We start from the raw sequence: 17,498 nt of genomic DNA on the forward strand, positions 1-17,498 counted from the left end.
CGTTATGGGCGACGCATCAATTAGAGTTATGACACTACTTGACGATCTTGAGGAAATTCTTGCTAATGCATCTAAGGTACCTTTTTCAGAGAAGGCAATTGTAGATAGCGATGAAATTAGGAGCATTGTTGATGATATTAGACTCAGCATGCCTAAGGACATTCAGCAGGCAAAGTGGGTTAAGGATGAGCAGGACAGAATTCTTAACGAAGCAAGAGGTGAGTACGATAAAGTAATCATCGCAGCAAAGAAACAAGCTGAATATCTTGTTGAGAATGATGTTATAAAGAAAGAAGCTGAAAAGAGAGCGGATGCTCTTATCTCTGAGGCTGAAAACCATAGCAGATACATTAAGCTTCGTTCTTACGAGTATGTAGACAAACTTCTGTTCGATATGCAGAATGATATTGCGAAGGTTGCTACAGAGCACATTCAGCCGATGAATGATTACTTCACTGATATGCTCGGCGAGATGAATGGAAGAGTTAATGGAAACCGTCAGGAAATGAAGGCTCTTGCAGAACGTATTCAGGGCGGAGCTTCATATAATGAAGGTCCGCAAGCAGCTCCTGCAGAAGAAGAGGAGCAATAATTACCTGATGAGAGTTCTGGGAATTGTTGCTGAATACAATCCTCTTCATAATGGTCATCTGTACCAAATCAATAAGGCAAAGCAAGAAACTGATGCTGATGCAGTAATAGTCGCTTTGAGCGGGGATTATGTGCAGCGCGGTGAGCTTGCTTCGGCTAACAAGTGGGTTAGAGCAGAGTCCGCAATTAAGAATGGAATAGACGCAGTGTTCGAGATACCAACTTATGCGTGTCTCGGCAATGCGTCTGTTTATGCGTCTGCAGGTATTGAACTTCTTGCAGCAACAGGTGTTGTAGACGTCATATCATTTGGTAGCGAATCTGGAAATCTAGAGGAGTTAACAGAGATTGCATCTAATATGAATGACGGGAGGATATGTGAGAGGATAAGTGAGCTGTCAAAAGATGGCCATAGTTACCCACGGGCACGTGCAATTGCATATGAGGAGTTCTTTGGTAGTGATTCTAATGAAATCCTAAGTAGACCAAATGATATACTTGCTATTGAATATATCAAGGCACATTCATCTCTTAAAAACTCAAATATAGTTCTCCACGCGGTAAAACGTGAGTCTTCTGGATACTCAGCAGCCTTTGATAATAGCATGAGATTTCAAAGTGCATCTGGAATCAGACAAGCTATTCGAGATGAGATTGATGTTTCTGATTTTATGCCTGAAGATTCTCTAAAACATGTGGAATCATACTCAAGTTCCATGCAAGATAAAGTGGATGGGAACCTATTTAATTTAATCAGATATGCCCTTATTAATTTGTCCGCTGCAGAAATTGACGAGTTTCCAAGTGGTGGTGAAGGTATAGGGGGCAGACTTTTAGAGATTTATACAAAATGCAATACATTCGAAGATTTAGTCATAGGTGCAAAGAGTAAGAGGTATACATATACGCGTATTTCAAGGCTTTTGATGCAGATCCTTCTTGGTATAAAGAGGAGAGACTTTGACAATGCTTCACCTGAGTATTTGAGACTACTAGCGGCAAATGAAACTGGTCGGCAACTTATAAGAAGGGCGAAGAAGGAAGAACTCAATAAACTTCCTTTATTGACGAATATCAATAGAGAATCTAATATTCTATCTTTGTTTGCAAAGAAACAATTGCTCCTTGACATTAAGGCTGCAGATACATACAATATTCTAGCAATTAATGATATGTACAAAGAGTCAGATCGCGTAAAAAGGCCGACAATGCTTTAAATTTCATTGACATAGATTGATGTTGCGTATATAATATTGACTTGTAATGCGTGAAACGTAAGTTCAATATTTGAGATAATCACATTTGTAAGGAGGTGTCGACAATGGCAGTACCAAAGAGGAAAACATCGAAAGCAAAGACTGCTAGCAGAAAGGCTGCTAACATGAAGATGGGCGCTCCGGGACTTTCAACTTGTCCTCAGTGTCATGAGCCAAAGCTTCCACACAGAGTTTGCCCAACATGCGGATTTTATGATGGAAAAGACGTCGTAAATAACGCTGAATAGTTAAGACAAGCCCATGATCCGAGATATCTCGGGTCTTTTTCTTTTTTGCAAATATACTTTACAAATAGTATAATTAAACGAATATATCTACTTGTTTGAATACGAATTGGGGAATCATGGCAGAGGATAAGAAAAAACGCGGTCCAGGTAGGCCTCCTGGCAGTAAGAATAAATCAAAGAGAGCTACATCTACTTCGAATAACAAGAGAAGCAGCAGTAATGCAGAGAATGCTGAACAGAAGCAGATTCGGGAGATGCAAGAAAAAAGAAATTCACATAGAAAGCTTATTGATGAGATATGGGGAATTGCCATATTTGCAATAGGTGTTTTTTTGATATTTACGATGAAGAGTGATAGTACTGGAAGCTTTGGACATGGAATACATAACATTTTGAGAGGTTTGTTCGGTGGTATGTCCTATGTGCTCCCATACTTTTTGATTTTAGTTGCAATTTGCTTATTCCTTCAGAAACTGCAACATCTAAATGCCAGAACTGCCTCGTTAACTACGCTCATATATTTTATGATGTGTGCACTTAATGGATACAGATTTGTAGATTCGAATAATATCAAATTCGGATTTGGTGATATTTTGATTTTTTATCGAAATGGCGTAAAAGGGCATAACGCTGGTGCTGTCGGAATGGAATTGGCGAATGTCCTTGTTAAGCTTATCGGAAAACCAGGACTGATTATTCTCGGTTTAGCTTTGATTTTTATATCTGTACTTTTAGTTGCTAATACGCCTATTTCTAAACAAATACATGCATTTAGAGAAGCTCGTGAAGAGAAACAATTGATAAGGGAGTTTGAACGTTCAGGTGGAACAATTGGACCATCCTCTAGCTTTGGTGAAAATAAAACAAGTGATGTAGATGGAACTTCAGCTAGAACCGATAGGAACGACCATATGCAATTTGGAATAGGTGAACAAGCAAGTGTTCAAACTACTCCTTTAACCTCTTCATCTACAACTGATTATAACATCTCTGGAAATTTGAGTCAGGGCTCGTATTGTGAACTAGAAGAAGAACCAACGTCAGGATTATTTGGTAGAATGCTTGCTAAGCACCTGAACTCTAGAAAACAAAGAGCTCAAGAAGAAGGTACGGGAGTTTCTGGTGCCAAATCTAAAAAAAGGGCAACAAACATAGGAGCTTATAAAATTGACGAGGCAGGTGAAAAGAAAACAGCTGAAGGATTTCCTGATGAAGAAACTAGGAGAGAACTAGCTAATATGCTCGATAATGGATCAGACTTTGGTGGAGATGAAAGCGGGGTCTATGATGGGTATAGAGGTAAAACAGCAAGTGTCATTGGGTTTGGTACGGGAGAAAAATTTTCATCTCTAGAGCAAGTCGGGTATGGGCTTGATGGTGCGGTAGAATCGACAACTTCAGGATCTACAGGTCTTTGTGGATATGATGGGATGGATGAAGATAGGAGCAATTCTTCTAAGTCAGGTTTAGGATTAGATGGGTTTAATGCAGGAAAAAAATCACGAAACAAAACTGCAACTTACCGCGGCCCAGGAACTCCTGAGTTTGATGAAATGAAAGCCCAGGAAGCCGCTTTAAAAAATGATGTTTGTGTAGGGGCAGCAATAGGTGCGGCAACTGTCGCAGATAATCTTGTGTCAAAAAATTCTGCGGATGATACCGTGTACAATCAAAAAGAAGATACTAGACCAACTAAGGCTGATCATGATGAAATAGCAAAGCAGGTAGAAGAAGGCCAGGCAAAGAAGGAAAGTAATTATGTGTTTCCTTCATTAGATTTATTAAATAGACCTAAGCCCAACACTAACATGATGAGTGGAAATCAACTTGAAGAACGCGCTCGTTTATTGGAGCAGACCCTAAATGATTTTAATGTAGAAGCAAAAGTTCTCAATGTCACACAAGGAGCATCTGTTACAAGGTATGAGGTTCAACCAGCTACAGGCGTTAAGGTTAGCAAGATAACAGGTCTTGCAGATGATATAGCGCTGAATATGCGGGCTAAGAGCATTCGAATAGAGGCACCAATCCCCGGTAAGGCTGCTGTTGGAATAGAAGTCGAGAATGAAAAGGCTGCGCCAGTACTTATCAGAGAGCTTATTGAATCTAATGAGTTTAAGCATGCAAAGTCAAAGATTAGCTTCGTGGTTGGAAAAGATGTTTCGGGAAGGAATATCATTGCCGATCTTCATAGTATGCCTCACATGCTCATTGCTGGTGCAACTGGTTCTGGTAAGAGTGTGTGTATAAACACCATAATTACAAGTTTCCTTTACAAAGCTTCACCCGATGAAGTTAAACTAGTTCTTATCGACCCTAAGGTAGTTGAACTAGGTAACTATAATGGTATACCACATATGCTAATACCAGTTGTTACTGATCCAAAAAAAGCAGCTGCGGCGCTTAACTGGGCAGTAAACGAGATGCAGCAGCGTTATAATAAATTTGCCGAGCTTGGGGCTAAGGATTTAGCATCATATAATCATTCTGTTTCTAGTTCTGGAGATGAAGATAAAGTTATGCCACAGATTGTTATTGTTATAGATGAGCTTGCCGATTTAATGATGGCAGCGTCATCTCAGGTTGAAGAAGCTATATGTAGACTTGCGCAGAAAGCTAGAGCGGCTGGTATGCATCTCATTGTAGCTACTCAGAGACCATCTGTTGATGTTGTGACTGGTCTAATCAAGGCAAATATTCCTTCAAGAATTGCATTTAGCGTATCATCGCAGTTTGACTCGCGTACAATTATAGATACTGCAGGTGCTGAAAAACTTCTCGGTAAGGGTGACATGCTCTTTTCACCAGTTGAGGCTAATAAGCCTATCAGGATTCAGGGACCTTATATATCAGAGTCAGAGAGTGCTTCTGTAATTAACTTTGTAAAATCGCAGAGTGAGACAGAGTACCGAGAAGATGTGATTCAAAGCATCGAAGTAGCAGACAAGCCAATTGCACAGGATTCGGCAGCAGATGAACTAACTGAAGATGCGATAGAGTTTATTTTAAAGCAAAAGCAAGCATCGGTTTCCATGCTACAGAGAAGATTTAGAATTGGTTATAATCGTGCAGCTCGTATAATCGATGAGATAGAAGATATGGGCATAATTGGTCCGTCTGATGGTTCAAGACCTAGACAAGTCCTAATGACAGAGGAGGAGTATTATGGGCCAACTGACCAGACGACTTTTGAAAGTGGAACCCCAAATGACGATATAGAGCATAAGAACGATGAAGTGGTAAATATAACGGAGATTTTTAATGACAAATACGAATAAGACGTTCTATATTGACACATTGGGGTGTGCAAAGAACGACTACGATTCGCAGGTTTTGGCGGCTGAACTAATGAATAGAGGATGTACGCTTTCAGATTCACCTGAATCGGCGGATATCCTGATTATTAATACTTGTGGTTTTATTGAATCAGCAAAGACTGAGTCAATTGAACATATATTCAGCATGGCTGCTATTAAAGGGGAGACAAAGAAGCTTGTGGTCACTGGCTGTCTTTCAGAGCGCTACCATGAAGAGCTTGTAAAAGAGATTCCTGAAGTTGATATTTTCGCAGGTGTTAATGACTATGATGAACTTCCTGATCTACTGCTATCAGATGACGAAATTATGGCAGATAGTGTTAAGGGAAAAGTTGGTAGAGTTCTTCCGTACAAGGAGAGGGTTCTTCCAAAGAATTCGTATTCTGGTGTTATAAAAATTGCCGAAGGCTGCAATAATACATGTGCGTTTTGCGCTATACCTAAAATTCGCGGACCATATCGAAGTAAAAAAATTGAGGATGTCGTTAGAGAAGCGGAAGTTATGGCTGAGAGAGGCATTAAAGAGATAACCATTATTGCGCAGGATACCTCTTATTACGGTAAAGATCTCTATGGGAAAGCTATGCTGCCAAAACTTTTAGAGGAACTATGCCGTATAGAGGGTATCAATTGGATTAGAATCATGTATGTTTACGATGACGGGATTACGGATGACCTCATCAGTACAATTGCTGCAAATGAAAAAATTTGCAACTATCTCGATATTCCAATCCAGCATATTTCAGACAATGTGCTGAGTAGAATGAGGAGAAACTCAACAGGGGACTCCATTAAGGATACATTCAAAAAATTGCGTGATAATATTCCTGAAGTGCACATTAGAACTACTTTGCTTGTCGGATTTCCGGGAGAGAGTGAAGAAGATTTTGATGAACTTATAGAATTTGTCAAAGAGGCTAAGATCGATAGATTAGGTGTATTTGCTTTTTCAGATGAAGAGGGTACCTTATCACACAGACTAGATGGAAAGTTACCAGAAGACGTAAAAGAAAATCGCAGAAATATCATAATGGAGCTACAGGTTGGGATAAGTGAGGAGCTTAATCAAAATAAAATAGGAAAGATTTTTGAGGTTATGGTTGACGAAGTTCAGTCCGAGAGTGAATACATAGGTAGAACAAGGTATGACGCACAAGAGATAGACAATGAGGTTAACTTTAATGGTAAGCTCGCGCATAAGCCAGGGGATATTGTACAGGTTAAGATTACAGAAGCCTACGAGTATGATCTCGTAGGTGAGGAGGTTTAGATGAATTTACCCAATAAACTTACAGTTGGCAGAATGATTGCGGTTCCGTTTTTTGTCGCCGCATTTATGATGCAATATTACATGGTAGCATTTATTATATTTATTGTTGCCTCATTAACTGACCTATTGGACGGGAAAATTGCTAGAGCAAGAGGACTTGTTACTAACTTTGGTAAGATAATGGATCCTTTAGCGGATAAAATATTGGTATATTCGGCGCTCTGCCTTTTAATAGGTGAAGGAACAATTCCGGCATGGTCACTTATTGTTATATTAGCTAGAGAATTTGCAGTAAGTGGGATGAGAACAGTTGCAGCCTCAGAAGGGAGAGTAGTTGCCGCTGGCATGAGCGGTAAGATTAAGACAGTTCTTCAGATGGTCGCAGTCCCTACACTAATTCTTGCACTTACGTTTGATTCAGTATACTTGCTGATGACGATAGGAATGACGCTTTTCTGGGCATCATTGGTAGCGACAATTTATTCGGGGTGCGAGTATATAATCAAAAATAAAGATGTCTTCTCTATGTAAATTTCGTGCAATACATACTGTAAAATGTTTGGATTTATAATATCAAAATAAAAATTTAATATATTAAACTTGCTCGGGGTACTAAGGTACGCCGAGTAATTGCGTAGTGGGGGAATAAGGGGGATTTAACATGAACGTTTCGATAATAGCGGTTGGAACCGAATTACTTTTTGGCCAGACTGTAAATACAAATGCAACATATATTTCAAATCAATTAAATTTAATGGGATTTAATGTCATGTATCACCATGTAGTAGGTGATAATCCTGGAAGGTTAAAAGCGTTAATTAAGTCTACCTTTGTTGAAAGCAATATGATTATATGCACAGGTGGACTAGGACCAACTCAGGATGATCTTACCAAGGAAATAGTTGCAGAGGCTATAGGTGTAGATCTGTATTTTGATGAGAGGTGCTATAGGGAAGTAAAGTCATATTTTGATGATAGAAATCGTATTATGGCTGAAAATAATCGCAAGCAAGCATATATTCCCGTAGGCGCGGAAGTATTTCATAATGAAGCTGGAACGGCACCCGCTTTTGGCATTGAAAAGAACGGAAAATGTGCAATTTGTCTACCCGGTCCACCACGTGAGATGAAATGGTTATTTGAAAACTGCGTTATAGACTATTTAAAACGATTTTCAAGTAAGCAAATGTATTATAGGGTAATCAGAACTATTGGGATAGGTGAATCTGACCTTGAAACTAAGCTTCTGCCAGTTATTGATAATCAAGACGATCCTACAATTGCGACATATGCAAAAGAAGGTGAGTGCACTCTACGTGTAGCGTCACAGCATGAGTCGATTACAGATGCTAAATTAGCTGTGGATAATATGATACGTGAAATTGATAAAATAATTGGAGAATATATATATAGTTATAATGATGAGGAACTTGCCGAAGTTGTCGTTAGACAGCTTAGAGAGAATAACCTAAAATTATCATCTGCAGAATCATGCACAGGTGGCAAGTTCGCATCTTGTATAACTGATGTGCCAGGCGCATCTAATGTTTTCTCACACGGATTTGTTACATATAGTGAGGATGCAAAAGTTGGAGTTCTAGAGGTGGACAGACAGATTATTGAAAAATGCTCTGTGGTAAGTTCTGAAGTTGCGATTTTAATGGCAAAAGGAGCACAAAAGTCTTCAGATAGTGATATTGCCGTTTCTATAACAGGATATGCTGGACCAGAAGCTGATGCAGGACGTGAAAATGGGAATGCCTTTATTGGATACTCATGTGGTAATAAGCTTGGTAATAAGAGTGGATTTATCGAGATTAATACCAAGAGAAACGACAGAAAATGGAACCGTAATTTTTTCAAACTCAGGATGCTTTTAGTTGTTTATAAAATCATTAATGGTTCAATTTAAGTATTCAATATAACAGAGATATAAAATCATTAAATTAGCAGTAGGCGATACAAAAATCGTATTTAAAATCTAATGCATTTGCAAAATGTATAAAAGTGTGAAAATTTACTGAAAAAGTGGTTTTGTTTTTGATTTATATTCATATTTAATTTGACCGTTATCGTGTACAGAATATATAATCTTGACAAATGAGAGAAGATTTTATACAATGCGAACAGATGTTCGAATATATAGGAGGGGCTATGGCAGTTAAGTCAAGTAAAGACAAGAGTATAATCGGTAATGTTAGTGATAAAGAAAAGGCTCTTGAACATGCTTTAGATGAGATTCAGAAGGCATTCGGCAAAGGTGCAGTCATGAAGCTTGGAGATGAAGGGCTTCATAATAACATTGAAGGAATTTCTACTGGGTCTATATCTCTAGATGTTGCTACTGGTATTGGTGGTGTCCCACGTGGACGTATTGTTGAGATTTACGGACCTGAATCTTCAGGAAAGACCACTCTTACATTGCACTGTATCGCAGAAGCACAGAAGGCTGGCGGTAAGGCAGCTTTTATCGATGCTGAACATGCTCTGGATCCTGTTTATGCAAAGAATTTAGGTGTAGATGTAGATGACCTTCTAGTATCGCAGCCTGATACAGGAGAGCAGGCGCTTGAGATTTGCGATATGCTTGCAAGAAGTGGAGCTATTGATCTTATAGTAATTGATTCTGTAGCTGCACTAGTTCCTAAAGCAGAAATTCAAGGCGATATGGGTGACTCGCATGTTGGTCTTCAGGCAAGACTCATGTCACAAGCTCTGAGGAAGATTGCCGGAACCGTCAACAAGACTAATACATGTGTTATTTTTATCAATCAGCTTCGTGAGAAAATTGGGATTATGTTTGGTAATCCAGAGACAACTACAGGAGGAAGAGCATTAAAGTTCTATGCCAGTATGCGACTTGATGTAAGACGTGCTGATTCTATCAAGCGTGGTGATGAGACAATTGGTAATAGAACCAAAGTTAAAATTGTAAAAAATAAAGTAGCGCCCCCATTCAAAATAGCGGAATTCGATATAATGTATGGAGAAGGAATTTCTATTGCAGGAGATGTACTAGATACTGCGACCGCTATGAAATTTATTGATAAAGCCGGTTCATGGTATAGCTATGAAGGTGAAAGAATAGGTCAAGGTCGTGAAAATGTAAAAGAATTCCTCATATCCCATCCGGAAATCCTTGAAAATCTAAAGGCTAAAATTATGGATGCAATTCATGGGAGTGATGAAGAAGAGGTTAAGGTTGATGAAGATGGAGTTGTGATCTAATAATTATGATATAACATGTTCTAGGATTTGACATAAGTCCTAGAATATGTTATATTCAGACGGTTAGCCGCACAGGATGGGTTTTTAAGCGTAGCACCCGCAATTCTGGCGAGTCTGGTTTGAGGAGGAATTAATATGTACGCAATTATTAAGACAGGCGGTAAGCAGTATAGAGTACAGGAAAATGATGTACTAAAGGTTGAGAAGCTTAGCGCTGCAGTAGGAGAGACAGTTATCTTTGATGAGGTTGTAGCTGTTGGAGGAGACAAACTTCAGGTAGGCACACCACTTGTTGAGGGTTGTGCAGTTCAGGCTGAAGTGCTTGAGCAGGGTAAGAATGAAAAGGTTATTATCTTCAAGTACAAGGCGAAGAAGGACTACAGAAGAAAGAATGGCCATAGACAGCCATACACTCTTGTTAAGGTTACAAGTATTGGCGCAACAGCTAAGAAGGCAGCTCCAGCTAAGGCTACAGAGAAGGCAGAGAAGTCTGAGGTAAAGGCTTCGCTATCTATGAAGAAGGAAGAGCTTCTAGAAATCGCTAAGAATCTCGGAGTTGAAGTTCCTTCAAAGGCTACTAAGGCTGATATTCTTGCAGCAATTGAATCTAAGTAATTAAGAATTTCAATATAGGAGGTGACTAGTCATGTCAAGTAAAAAAGGAGTAGGTAGTTCCAAGAACGGTCGTGATTCCGAGTCCAAACGCTTGGGACTTAAGATAGGTGCGGGACAGTATGTAAGTGCTGGTAGCATTCTCGTTAGACAGAGAGGAACAAAGTTCCACCCTGGTAACAATGTTGGTATCGGTGGAGATGACACTCTATTTGCAAAGATTGATGGAAACGTTAAGTTTGAGAGATTTGACAAGAAGAGAAAGCAGATCAGCGTATATAGCGAAGAAGCTTAAACTTATTGACCCCTTATTTAAGGGGTCATTTTTAATATATTGGAGAAATAAATGTTTGTAGATAGAGCTGAAATAATCATTACATCTGGAAAAGGCGGAGATGGAGCCGTAACATTTAGAAGAGAGCCTTACGTTCCAGAAGGTGGTCCAGATGGTGGTGACGGTGGTGATGGAGGTAGTATCGTATTTATTGCCGACAATAACCTTCGCACACTTATGGATTTTAAGTATAAGCGTAAATATGAAGCTGAAAACGGTCAGAATGGTATGCGACGTAAGAAATACGGTAAGCGTGGAGAGGATTTAGAGATAAGGGTTCCTGTAGGGACGATGATTATTGATAAAGAATCAGGACTTCTGATGAAGGATATGGCGCATAGCGGTGATAAACTTGTAGCAGCAAAAGGTGGAAAAGGTGGAAAAGGCAATGTTCATTTCAAGAACTCCATTAGGCAAGCGCCTAATTTTGCTGAGGCTGGAGGTTTGCCTAAAGTTAGAACCGTAATTCTAGAACTTAAACTAATAGCTGATGTTGGACTCGTTGGTTTTCCTAATGTTGGAAAATCAACGCTGCTTTCTGTTTCTACATGTGCTAAACCTAAGGTTGCTAATTATCACTTCACGACTATAGATCCAAATCTTGGTGTAGTTGACCTATATGACAAAAGCTTTGTAATGGCAGATATTGCTGGTATTATAGAAGGGGCACATGAAGGAATGGGTCTCGGGATTAAATTCCTTAAGCATATTGAGCGTACAAAAGTTCTTATTCATGTAGTGGATGTTTCTGGTAGTGAAGGAAGAGACCCGATAGATGATTATAATAAGATAATTGATGAGCTTAGAAAGTACGATGAGAAGCTACTTAAAAAACCAATGATTGTAGCTGCAAATAAGATAGATGCTGCTTGTGATGAGGAAAAGCTCGCAGAGTTTATTGAATTTATTGAGAGCGAAGGCAAAAAGGTATTTAAGATATCCGCTGCGACCAAACAGGGCGTACAAGAACTTCTCAATGTTACAATTAATGAGCTAGATAACTATGTAGAAAAAGAAGATGATAAAAATATTGAATACTTTGACTTCGAGAAAGATGAACTCGATGAAGACTTTAAGAAACTTAAGGCCTATAGAGCCTTTGATGGCGCTTTTGTGCTAGAAGGTAAGCAGCTTTCTAAGATTTTTAGGTCTACCAATTTTACAGATACTGGTTCCATGCGATATCTGTATAAATTTATTGTGGATAGGGGCGGAATTAAGATGCTTAAGAAGATAGGTTTAAAAGAAGGGGATACAGTTAGAATCGAAGACTATGAGTTTGAATACTATGATGACTAGGGTGTTAAGTAATTAAACTTTTTATATCTGAATTTTCATGTGGTAAAGATTATATACATACACTATATGATGTGGTTAAAAAATTACTAACAATAATAGGTGAATCCATAATTGCATTATTTGCAGTGTGTATTCACCTTTTTTGTGTTTAAAATATATATAAAAAATATATATTTTTGCACGTTGGAACTATAAGAGATTTAATAGCATTGATTTATCTGGCTTCTAACTATATAAAATAATTACAATTGGTATATAATTATAATGAGATGACTTTTTAAAAGACTGTTGCAAAATATTTTTCTAAATTGTATTATCTATGTAGTTGAATCTACCCCCGGAAGGGGTAATATATGAAAAAAACAAATAATATTCTGTTAAATCGTTTTATTGATTGTATTAAATTCCAATTTGCAAATGATAGAAAACTTAAATATAAGGTTGCAATGATTATTATTATCCTTATTGGGGCTATAGGGATACATATGAAATCTAGCAATGCCGATACTATTAGGCTTGATAAGACTGAAAAAGTCAAAGAAAAAGAGCATTCACAAACTTCAGATGAGTTTTACATTGATATAAGTGGTGCGGTTAATTCACCAGGAGTCTATAAGGTAAAGAAAAAAACGAGAGTTTTCGAACTTATTGAAAAAGCTGGTGGATTAAAAACTGATGCAAATCTAGATGCCTTTAATCAAGCAGAGTTTGTTAAAGATGGTCAGAAAATAGTTATACCGAGCAATGAAGGTGGAGATATAAATAGGGAAATTGATGATAAAACGAACAATGATGGTGGAATGATTAATATCAATTTAGCAGATAAGTCAAGGCTAATGAGCCTCCCAGGTGTGGGCGATGCAATCGCACAGAGGATTATTGATTATCGAAAGGACCATAGGTTTTCAAAAGTTGAAGATTTGAAGCAGGTAAAGGGTATTGGAGACGCTACATTTGAAAAATTAAAAAATATGATTACTGTTTAATGCTTAAGTGTGGGTATTAATAATAATGAAAGAAGGAATGATTATTATGAATGACAAGCATAGTCCGATGAAAAATTTTTATTCTATTAAAAATAATGAGTCTATTTTATATAGCGCAGAAGATGCGTTATCAATAGTGTTTGCCACTTGTTTGAATCATGATTGTGAAGTTAGCAGATGCACATCTTATAATTATTTCAGAGATATCAAATTAAGAATTCTATATGCTGAAATTAAAAAGGTAATAAAATATATGGATGAAGGAGATCACGATCTAAGTCAATTAATAGATGATCATGTATTGAGAAGTGCATTTGCCGGTTCTGTTTTTATGAAGGATGGAATGGGAGCAAGCTATTTAATAGAAGCAGTCATAATATGCAAACAGCTGCTTATGCGTCAAAGCATTATTGTTGCCGGAGAAATATATCGACAAGTTGCAGAGAGATTTCATGTATCTCCTGAGGCAGTAGAAAAAGCTATTAGGTGCTTTACAAAAGAATTGTGGATGATTTGTAAAAACAAAACTGGTTGTACAGCTGTCTATAATTTTGTGTTTCCAAGTTTAAATTCGTCGCCTACAAATAAAGAAACCATAGTTTTCATGGCTATTAAAATGCTCGAAATACAGAAACTATTAGAGTCTACAACTATATAAAGTACAATCTTTAGAACCTTTAATTTCGTTGAACGCACTATTGAATCGTGATAAACTATAAACATTATATTAATTGTTCAACTTGCTATTAGTATACGAAAGTAAGGGTATGTAAGTATGAGTAGAGTAAAGAGGGTTAAAAAGACTATGGATGGCAACACGGCTGCGGCGCATGTTGCTTATGCTTTTTCTGAAGTTTCAGCAATTTACCCAATAACACCATCTTCTGTTATGGCTGAGGTAATCGATAAATGGGCTTCTGAAGGGAGAAAAAACTTATTTGGAGAGAAGGTTCGTGTTGTAGAGATGCAATCTGAGGGCGGAGCTGCCGGGGCTGTTCACGGTTCGCTTAATGCGGGATCTTTGACTAGCACCTATACAGCATCTCAGGGACTTCTTCTGATGATTCCTAATATGTATAAAATTGCAGGAGAACGCTTACCTGGGGTTTTCCATGTGGCTGCTAGAGCAGTATCAACACATGCACTTTCTATTTTTGGAGATCATTCTGATGTTATGGCTGCAAGGGCGACTGGTGTAGGTATGATTGCTGCAAATAGTCCACAGGAGGTTATGGATTTGGCTGCAGTATCGCACTTAGCTTCGATTAAGGCTAGCCTGCCTATCGTGCATTTTTTTGATGGTTTTAGGACAAGCCATGAACAGCAAAAGATTGAAGTATGGGACTATGAAACGCTTGATTCGATGCTTGATCACGCTGCTGTAGATAGGTTCAAGAAGCATGCCAATAATCCATGTCATCCACATCTAATGGGTTCTGCAGAACAGCCTGAGACATTTTTCCAGCACAATGAAGCTAGGAATGTATTTTATGCCGAATCTGTAGATATAATTAAAAGTGTAATGGATCAGGTCAATGAGAGTATTGGAACTGATTACAAACCTTTTAACTATTATGGTGCAAAAGATGCAACTGATGTAATTATTGCCATGGGCTCTGTCTGTGAAACTGCAGCTGAGGTAGTTGACTATCTAAATGAAAGTGGCAGAAAAGTTGGCTTAATAAAAGTTAGGCTATTTAGGCCGTTCTCTAGTAAGTATTTGTTACAGGAGATTCCTAGAACTGTGAAAAATATCGCAGTTCTCGATAGGACTAAGGAGCCTGGTTCAAATGGAGAACCACTTTACCTCGATGTTATATCTGCGCTTGCAGATTCGGATGATTTAAATCCCAGATTAACAAGAGGTCGCTATGGACTTGGATCTAAAGATACTCAGCCTGGTGATATTATCGCTGTTTATGACAATATGGCATCTGATAAGCCTAAAAAGGAATTCACTATATCTATCATCGACGATGTTACAAATCTTTCTCTAGAAAGAACTTCCAACCCAATTGTTTCTGCGAAGGGGACAGTCGCATGTAAATTCTGGGGACTTGGTGCAGATGGAACTGTTGGTGCTAATAAGAATAGCGTTAAGATTATCGGAGACCATACTGATAAGTATGTCCAGGCATATTTCCAGTATGATTCAAAGAAATCTGGTGGCGTAACTATCTCCCATCTTAGGTTTGGGGATGAACCTATCAGATCAACTTATTATGTAAATTCAGCAGATTTCATAGCTTGTCACAGTGCAGCATATATGCATAAGTATGACATTGTTCAAGATGTTAATCCGGGTGGTAAATTCCTTCTGAATTGCAGCTGGACAGATGAAGAGCTAGAAACACATCTTCCTGATGTAGCAAAGAAATACATTGCTGAGAATAATATTGAATTTTACACTTGTGATGCAGTTAAACTTGCCAATCAGGTAGGGCTCGGCTCAAGAAGAACTAATACGGTACTACAGGCAGCTTTCTTTAAGATTGCTAATGTAATGCCTATTGAAGCAGCTATTGAATACATGAAATCTGCCATCAAGAAGAGCTACATGAATAAGGGTGAAGATGTTGTAAATATGAACTGTAATGCTGTAGACGCTGGGGTTACGCATGTTCACAAAGTCGTGGTTCCTGAGAGATGGAAGGATGTAAAAGTTTCAGAGAATAAGGAACAGCTTCAGTCAGAAAGACCAGATCTTAAAAAATATCTAAATGATATTTTGACAACTGATGCAGCAATGAAAGGTGATGAAATTTCGACATCTAAATTCTTAGATGTTGCTGATGGAATGATTCCTGCAGGAACCGCAGCATACGAAAAGCGTGGAATCGCCATAGATGTTCCTCTATGGATTGCTGATAATTGTATTCAATGTAACATGTGTGCATATTCTTGCCCTCATGGAGTTATTAGAGCGTTTGCATTAAGTAATGCTGATGCAAATGCATCGCAGGCAAACACGTTAAAATCAAAAGCTAATCCAGAGCATAGGTTTATGATTTCTATATCTACAGTTAACTGTACAGGCTGTGGATCATGTGTTCAGGTCTGCCCAGCTAAGGAGAAAGCCCTTAAAATGATCCCTTATGAAGATGAGAGATCATCGGATCAACAGAGGGTATTCGATTATGCTAATGACCATACAGATGAGGATGTATTAGATGGAAATGTAGATACGCCTCGTAACGTGAACTTTATTAAGCCACTACTTGAATTCTCAGGTGCTTGTCCAGGTTGTGGTGAAACGCCATATGCTAGACTTGTAACACAGCTATTCGGTGATAGAATGTTTATAGCGAATGCGACAGGCTGTTCATCAATTTGGGGTGGTAGTGCACCAAGTACCCCTTACACGATAAACCACGAAGGAAGAGGTCCAGCTTGGTCAAATTCATTATTTGAAGATAATGCTGAGTTTGGTCTTGGAATGGCGGTTTCGATGAATACTCGCCGTAAAGAAATGAAATCTGCTGTTAAGAGACTAGCAGATAAGAATGAATTTTGCGTTGCAGCAATAGACTGGCTCGATGCAATGGAAGATAGTCACAAGGCTGAAATTGCTGCTAAAAAGCTAATAGAAGTTTGCAAAGGCAGTGATGATATTGATGCTAAATTTGTTACAAAAAATGCTGATCTTCTTCCAAAGCCTTCTATATGGATATTTGGTGGTGATGGATGGGCTTATGATATCGGATACGGTGGTCTTGACCATGTAATTGCTTCTGGCGAAAATGTAAATATTCTGGTATTTGATACTGAAGTTTACTCAAACACTGGAGGGCAGGCTTCTAAGTCTACTCCGACGGGAGCTATAGCACAGTTTGCCGCTTCGGGTAAAGCTGTAGGTAAGAAGAATCTTGCGGAATTTGCAATGGCATATGGTTATGTATATGTTGCACAAGTTGCAATGGGTGCTAACCCTACACAGACATTGACTGCTTTGAAAGAAGCTGAAGCATATGACGGTCCTTCCATTGTAATTGCTTACTCTCCTTGTATTAACCATGGTATTAGAGCAGGAATGAACTGTTCGATGAACGAGATGAAAAAAGCTGTTCAGTCTGGATATTGGAACCTCTTCAGATTTGATCCAAGAAAGGCAAACGAAGGTGATGGTAATCCGTTCACGCTTGATAGCAAGAAACCAACTCTTGAGTATAAAGAGTTCTTAGATGGAGAAGTTCGATACAGAGCATTAGAGCAATCAAATCCAGAAAGAGCAAAGAAGCTATTTGAAGAAGCAGCTAAACAAGCTGCAGCAAGATATGAAGAGCTTGTAAAACGAAGCAAGAGATTTAAATAAATAGTTTTAAACAAATGGCATGTCATACTCGCTGTGCGGGTATGG

General features: G+C 38.5%; 13 protein-coding genes and 1 pseudogene. All 14 read left to right on the plus strand.

Translation table 11 applies throughout. From position 1 onward, the window contains the following. The first annotated feature begins 4 nt into the window (after positions 1-4). The 14 genes and pseudogenes from QU661_RS04035 to nifJ all read left to right on the plus strand — a co-directional run bounded on the left by QU661_RS04035 (position 5) and on the right by nifJ (position 17,453). A complete protein-coding gene (locus QU661_RS04035) occupies positions 5-592 on the plus strand; it encodes a hypothetical protein (RefSeq protein WP_304990437.1) in 588 nt (195 codons plus the stop codon). Continuing rightward, complete coding sequence (locus QU661_RS04040) at positions 549-1,808, plus strand: tRNA(Met) cytidine acetate ligase (RefSeq protein WP_304990438.1); 1,260 nt, start codon at positions 549-551, stop codon at positions 1,806-1,808. Before QU661_RS04035 ends, QU661_RS04040 begins: the two co-directional genes overlap by 44 nt. Positions 1,809-1,912: 104 nt before the next feature. Next, positions 1,913-2,095: a 50S ribosomal protein L32 gene (rpmF, locus tag QU661_RS04045; RefSeq protein WP_094234218.1), complete on the plus strand. Its 183-nt coding sequence runs from the start codon at positions 1,913-1,915 to the stop codon at positions 2,093-2,095. A 116-nt stretch (positions 2,096-2,211) separates the two neighbouring features. Then, positions 2,212-5,373, plus strand: a complete 3,162-nt coding sequence (locus QU661_RS08320) for an FtsK/SpoIIIE family DNA translocase (RefSeq protein ID WP_330692481.1) — start codon at positions 2,212-2,214, stop codon at positions 5,371-5,373. Next, positions 5,357-6,682, plus strand: coding sequence for a 30S ribosomal protein S12 methylthiotransferase RimO (gene rimO / locus QU661_RS04060; protein WP_304990439.1), 1,326 nt, complete (start codon positions 5,357-5,359; stop codon positions 6,680-6,682). Before QU661_RS08320 ends, rimO begins: the two co-directional genes overlap by 17 nt. Beyond that, positions 6,683-7,213, plus strand: a complete 531-nt coding sequence (gene pgsA / locus QU661_RS04065) for a CDP-diacylglycerol--glycerol-3-phosphate 3-phosphatidyltransferase (RefSeq protein WP_304990440.1) — start codon at positions 6,683-6,685, stop codon at positions 7,211-7,213. Between the two features lie 130 nt (positions 7,214-7,343). Then, on the plus strand, positions 7,344-8,594 hold the full coding sequence (locus QU661_RS04070) for a competence/damage-inducible protein A (protein ID WP_304989011.1): 1,251 nt from the start codon (positions 7,344-7,346) through the stop codon (positions 8,592-8,594). A gap of 242 nt (positions 8,595-8,836) precedes the next feature. Next, the gene (recA, locus tag QU661_RS04075) at positions 8,837-9,910 is read left to right on the plus strand and encodes a recombinase RecA (protein WP_304989012.1); all 1,074 of its coding nucleotides are present in this window, start codon (positions 8,837-8,839) and stop codon (positions 9,908-9,910) included. A gap of 135 nt (positions 9,911-10,045) precedes the next feature. Further along, positions 10,046-10,351: pseudogene (rplU, locus tag QU661_RS04080) on the plus strand (50S ribosomal protein L21); the annotation flags it as partial. Positions 10,352-10,556: 205 nt separating this feature from the next. Then, entirely contained in the window at positions 10,557-10,817 is a 261-nt protein-coding gene (rpmA, locus tag QU661_RS04085; RefSeq protein ID WP_106056863.1) for a 50S ribosomal protein L27, read from the plus strand. A 51-nt stretch (positions 10,818-10,868) separates the two neighbouring features. Beyond that, positions 10,869-12,155: a GTPase ObgE gene (gene obgE, locus QU661_RS04090; RefSeq protein WP_304989013.1), complete on the plus strand. Its 1,287-nt coding sequence runs from the start codon at positions 10,869-10,871 to the stop codon at positions 12,153-12,155. 353 nt (positions 12,156-12,508) lie between these two features. After that, the gene (locus tag QU661_RS04095; protein ID WP_304989014.1) at positions 12,509-13,141 is read left to right on the plus strand and encodes a ComEA family DNA-binding protein; all 633 of its coding nucleotides are present in this window, start codon (positions 12,509-12,511) and stop codon (positions 13,139-13,141) included. A 25-nt stretch (positions 13,142-13,166) separates the two neighbouring features. Beyond that, positions 13,167-13,799, plus strand: coding sequence for a sporulation initiation factor Spo0A C-terminal domain-containing protein (locus tag QU661_RS04100; RefSeq protein ID WP_304989015.1), 633 nt, complete (start codon positions 13,167-13,169; stop codon positions 13,797-13,799). Between the two features lie 117 nt (positions 13,800-13,916). Then, positions 13,917-17,453 (plus strand): pyruvate:ferredoxin (flavodoxin) oxidoreductase, encoded by a 3,537-nt coding sequence (nifJ, locus tag QU661_RS04105; protein ID WP_304989016.1) that lies wholly within the window; start codon positions 13,917-13,919, stop codon positions 17,451-17,453. Positions 17,454-17,498 lie beyond the last annotated feature (45 nt).

Source organism: Mogibacterium neglectum, assembly GCF_030644205.1.
GTDB classification, from domain to species: Bacteria; Bacillota; Clostridia; order Peptostreptococcales; family Anaerovoracaceae; genus Mogibacterium; species Mogibacterium neglectum.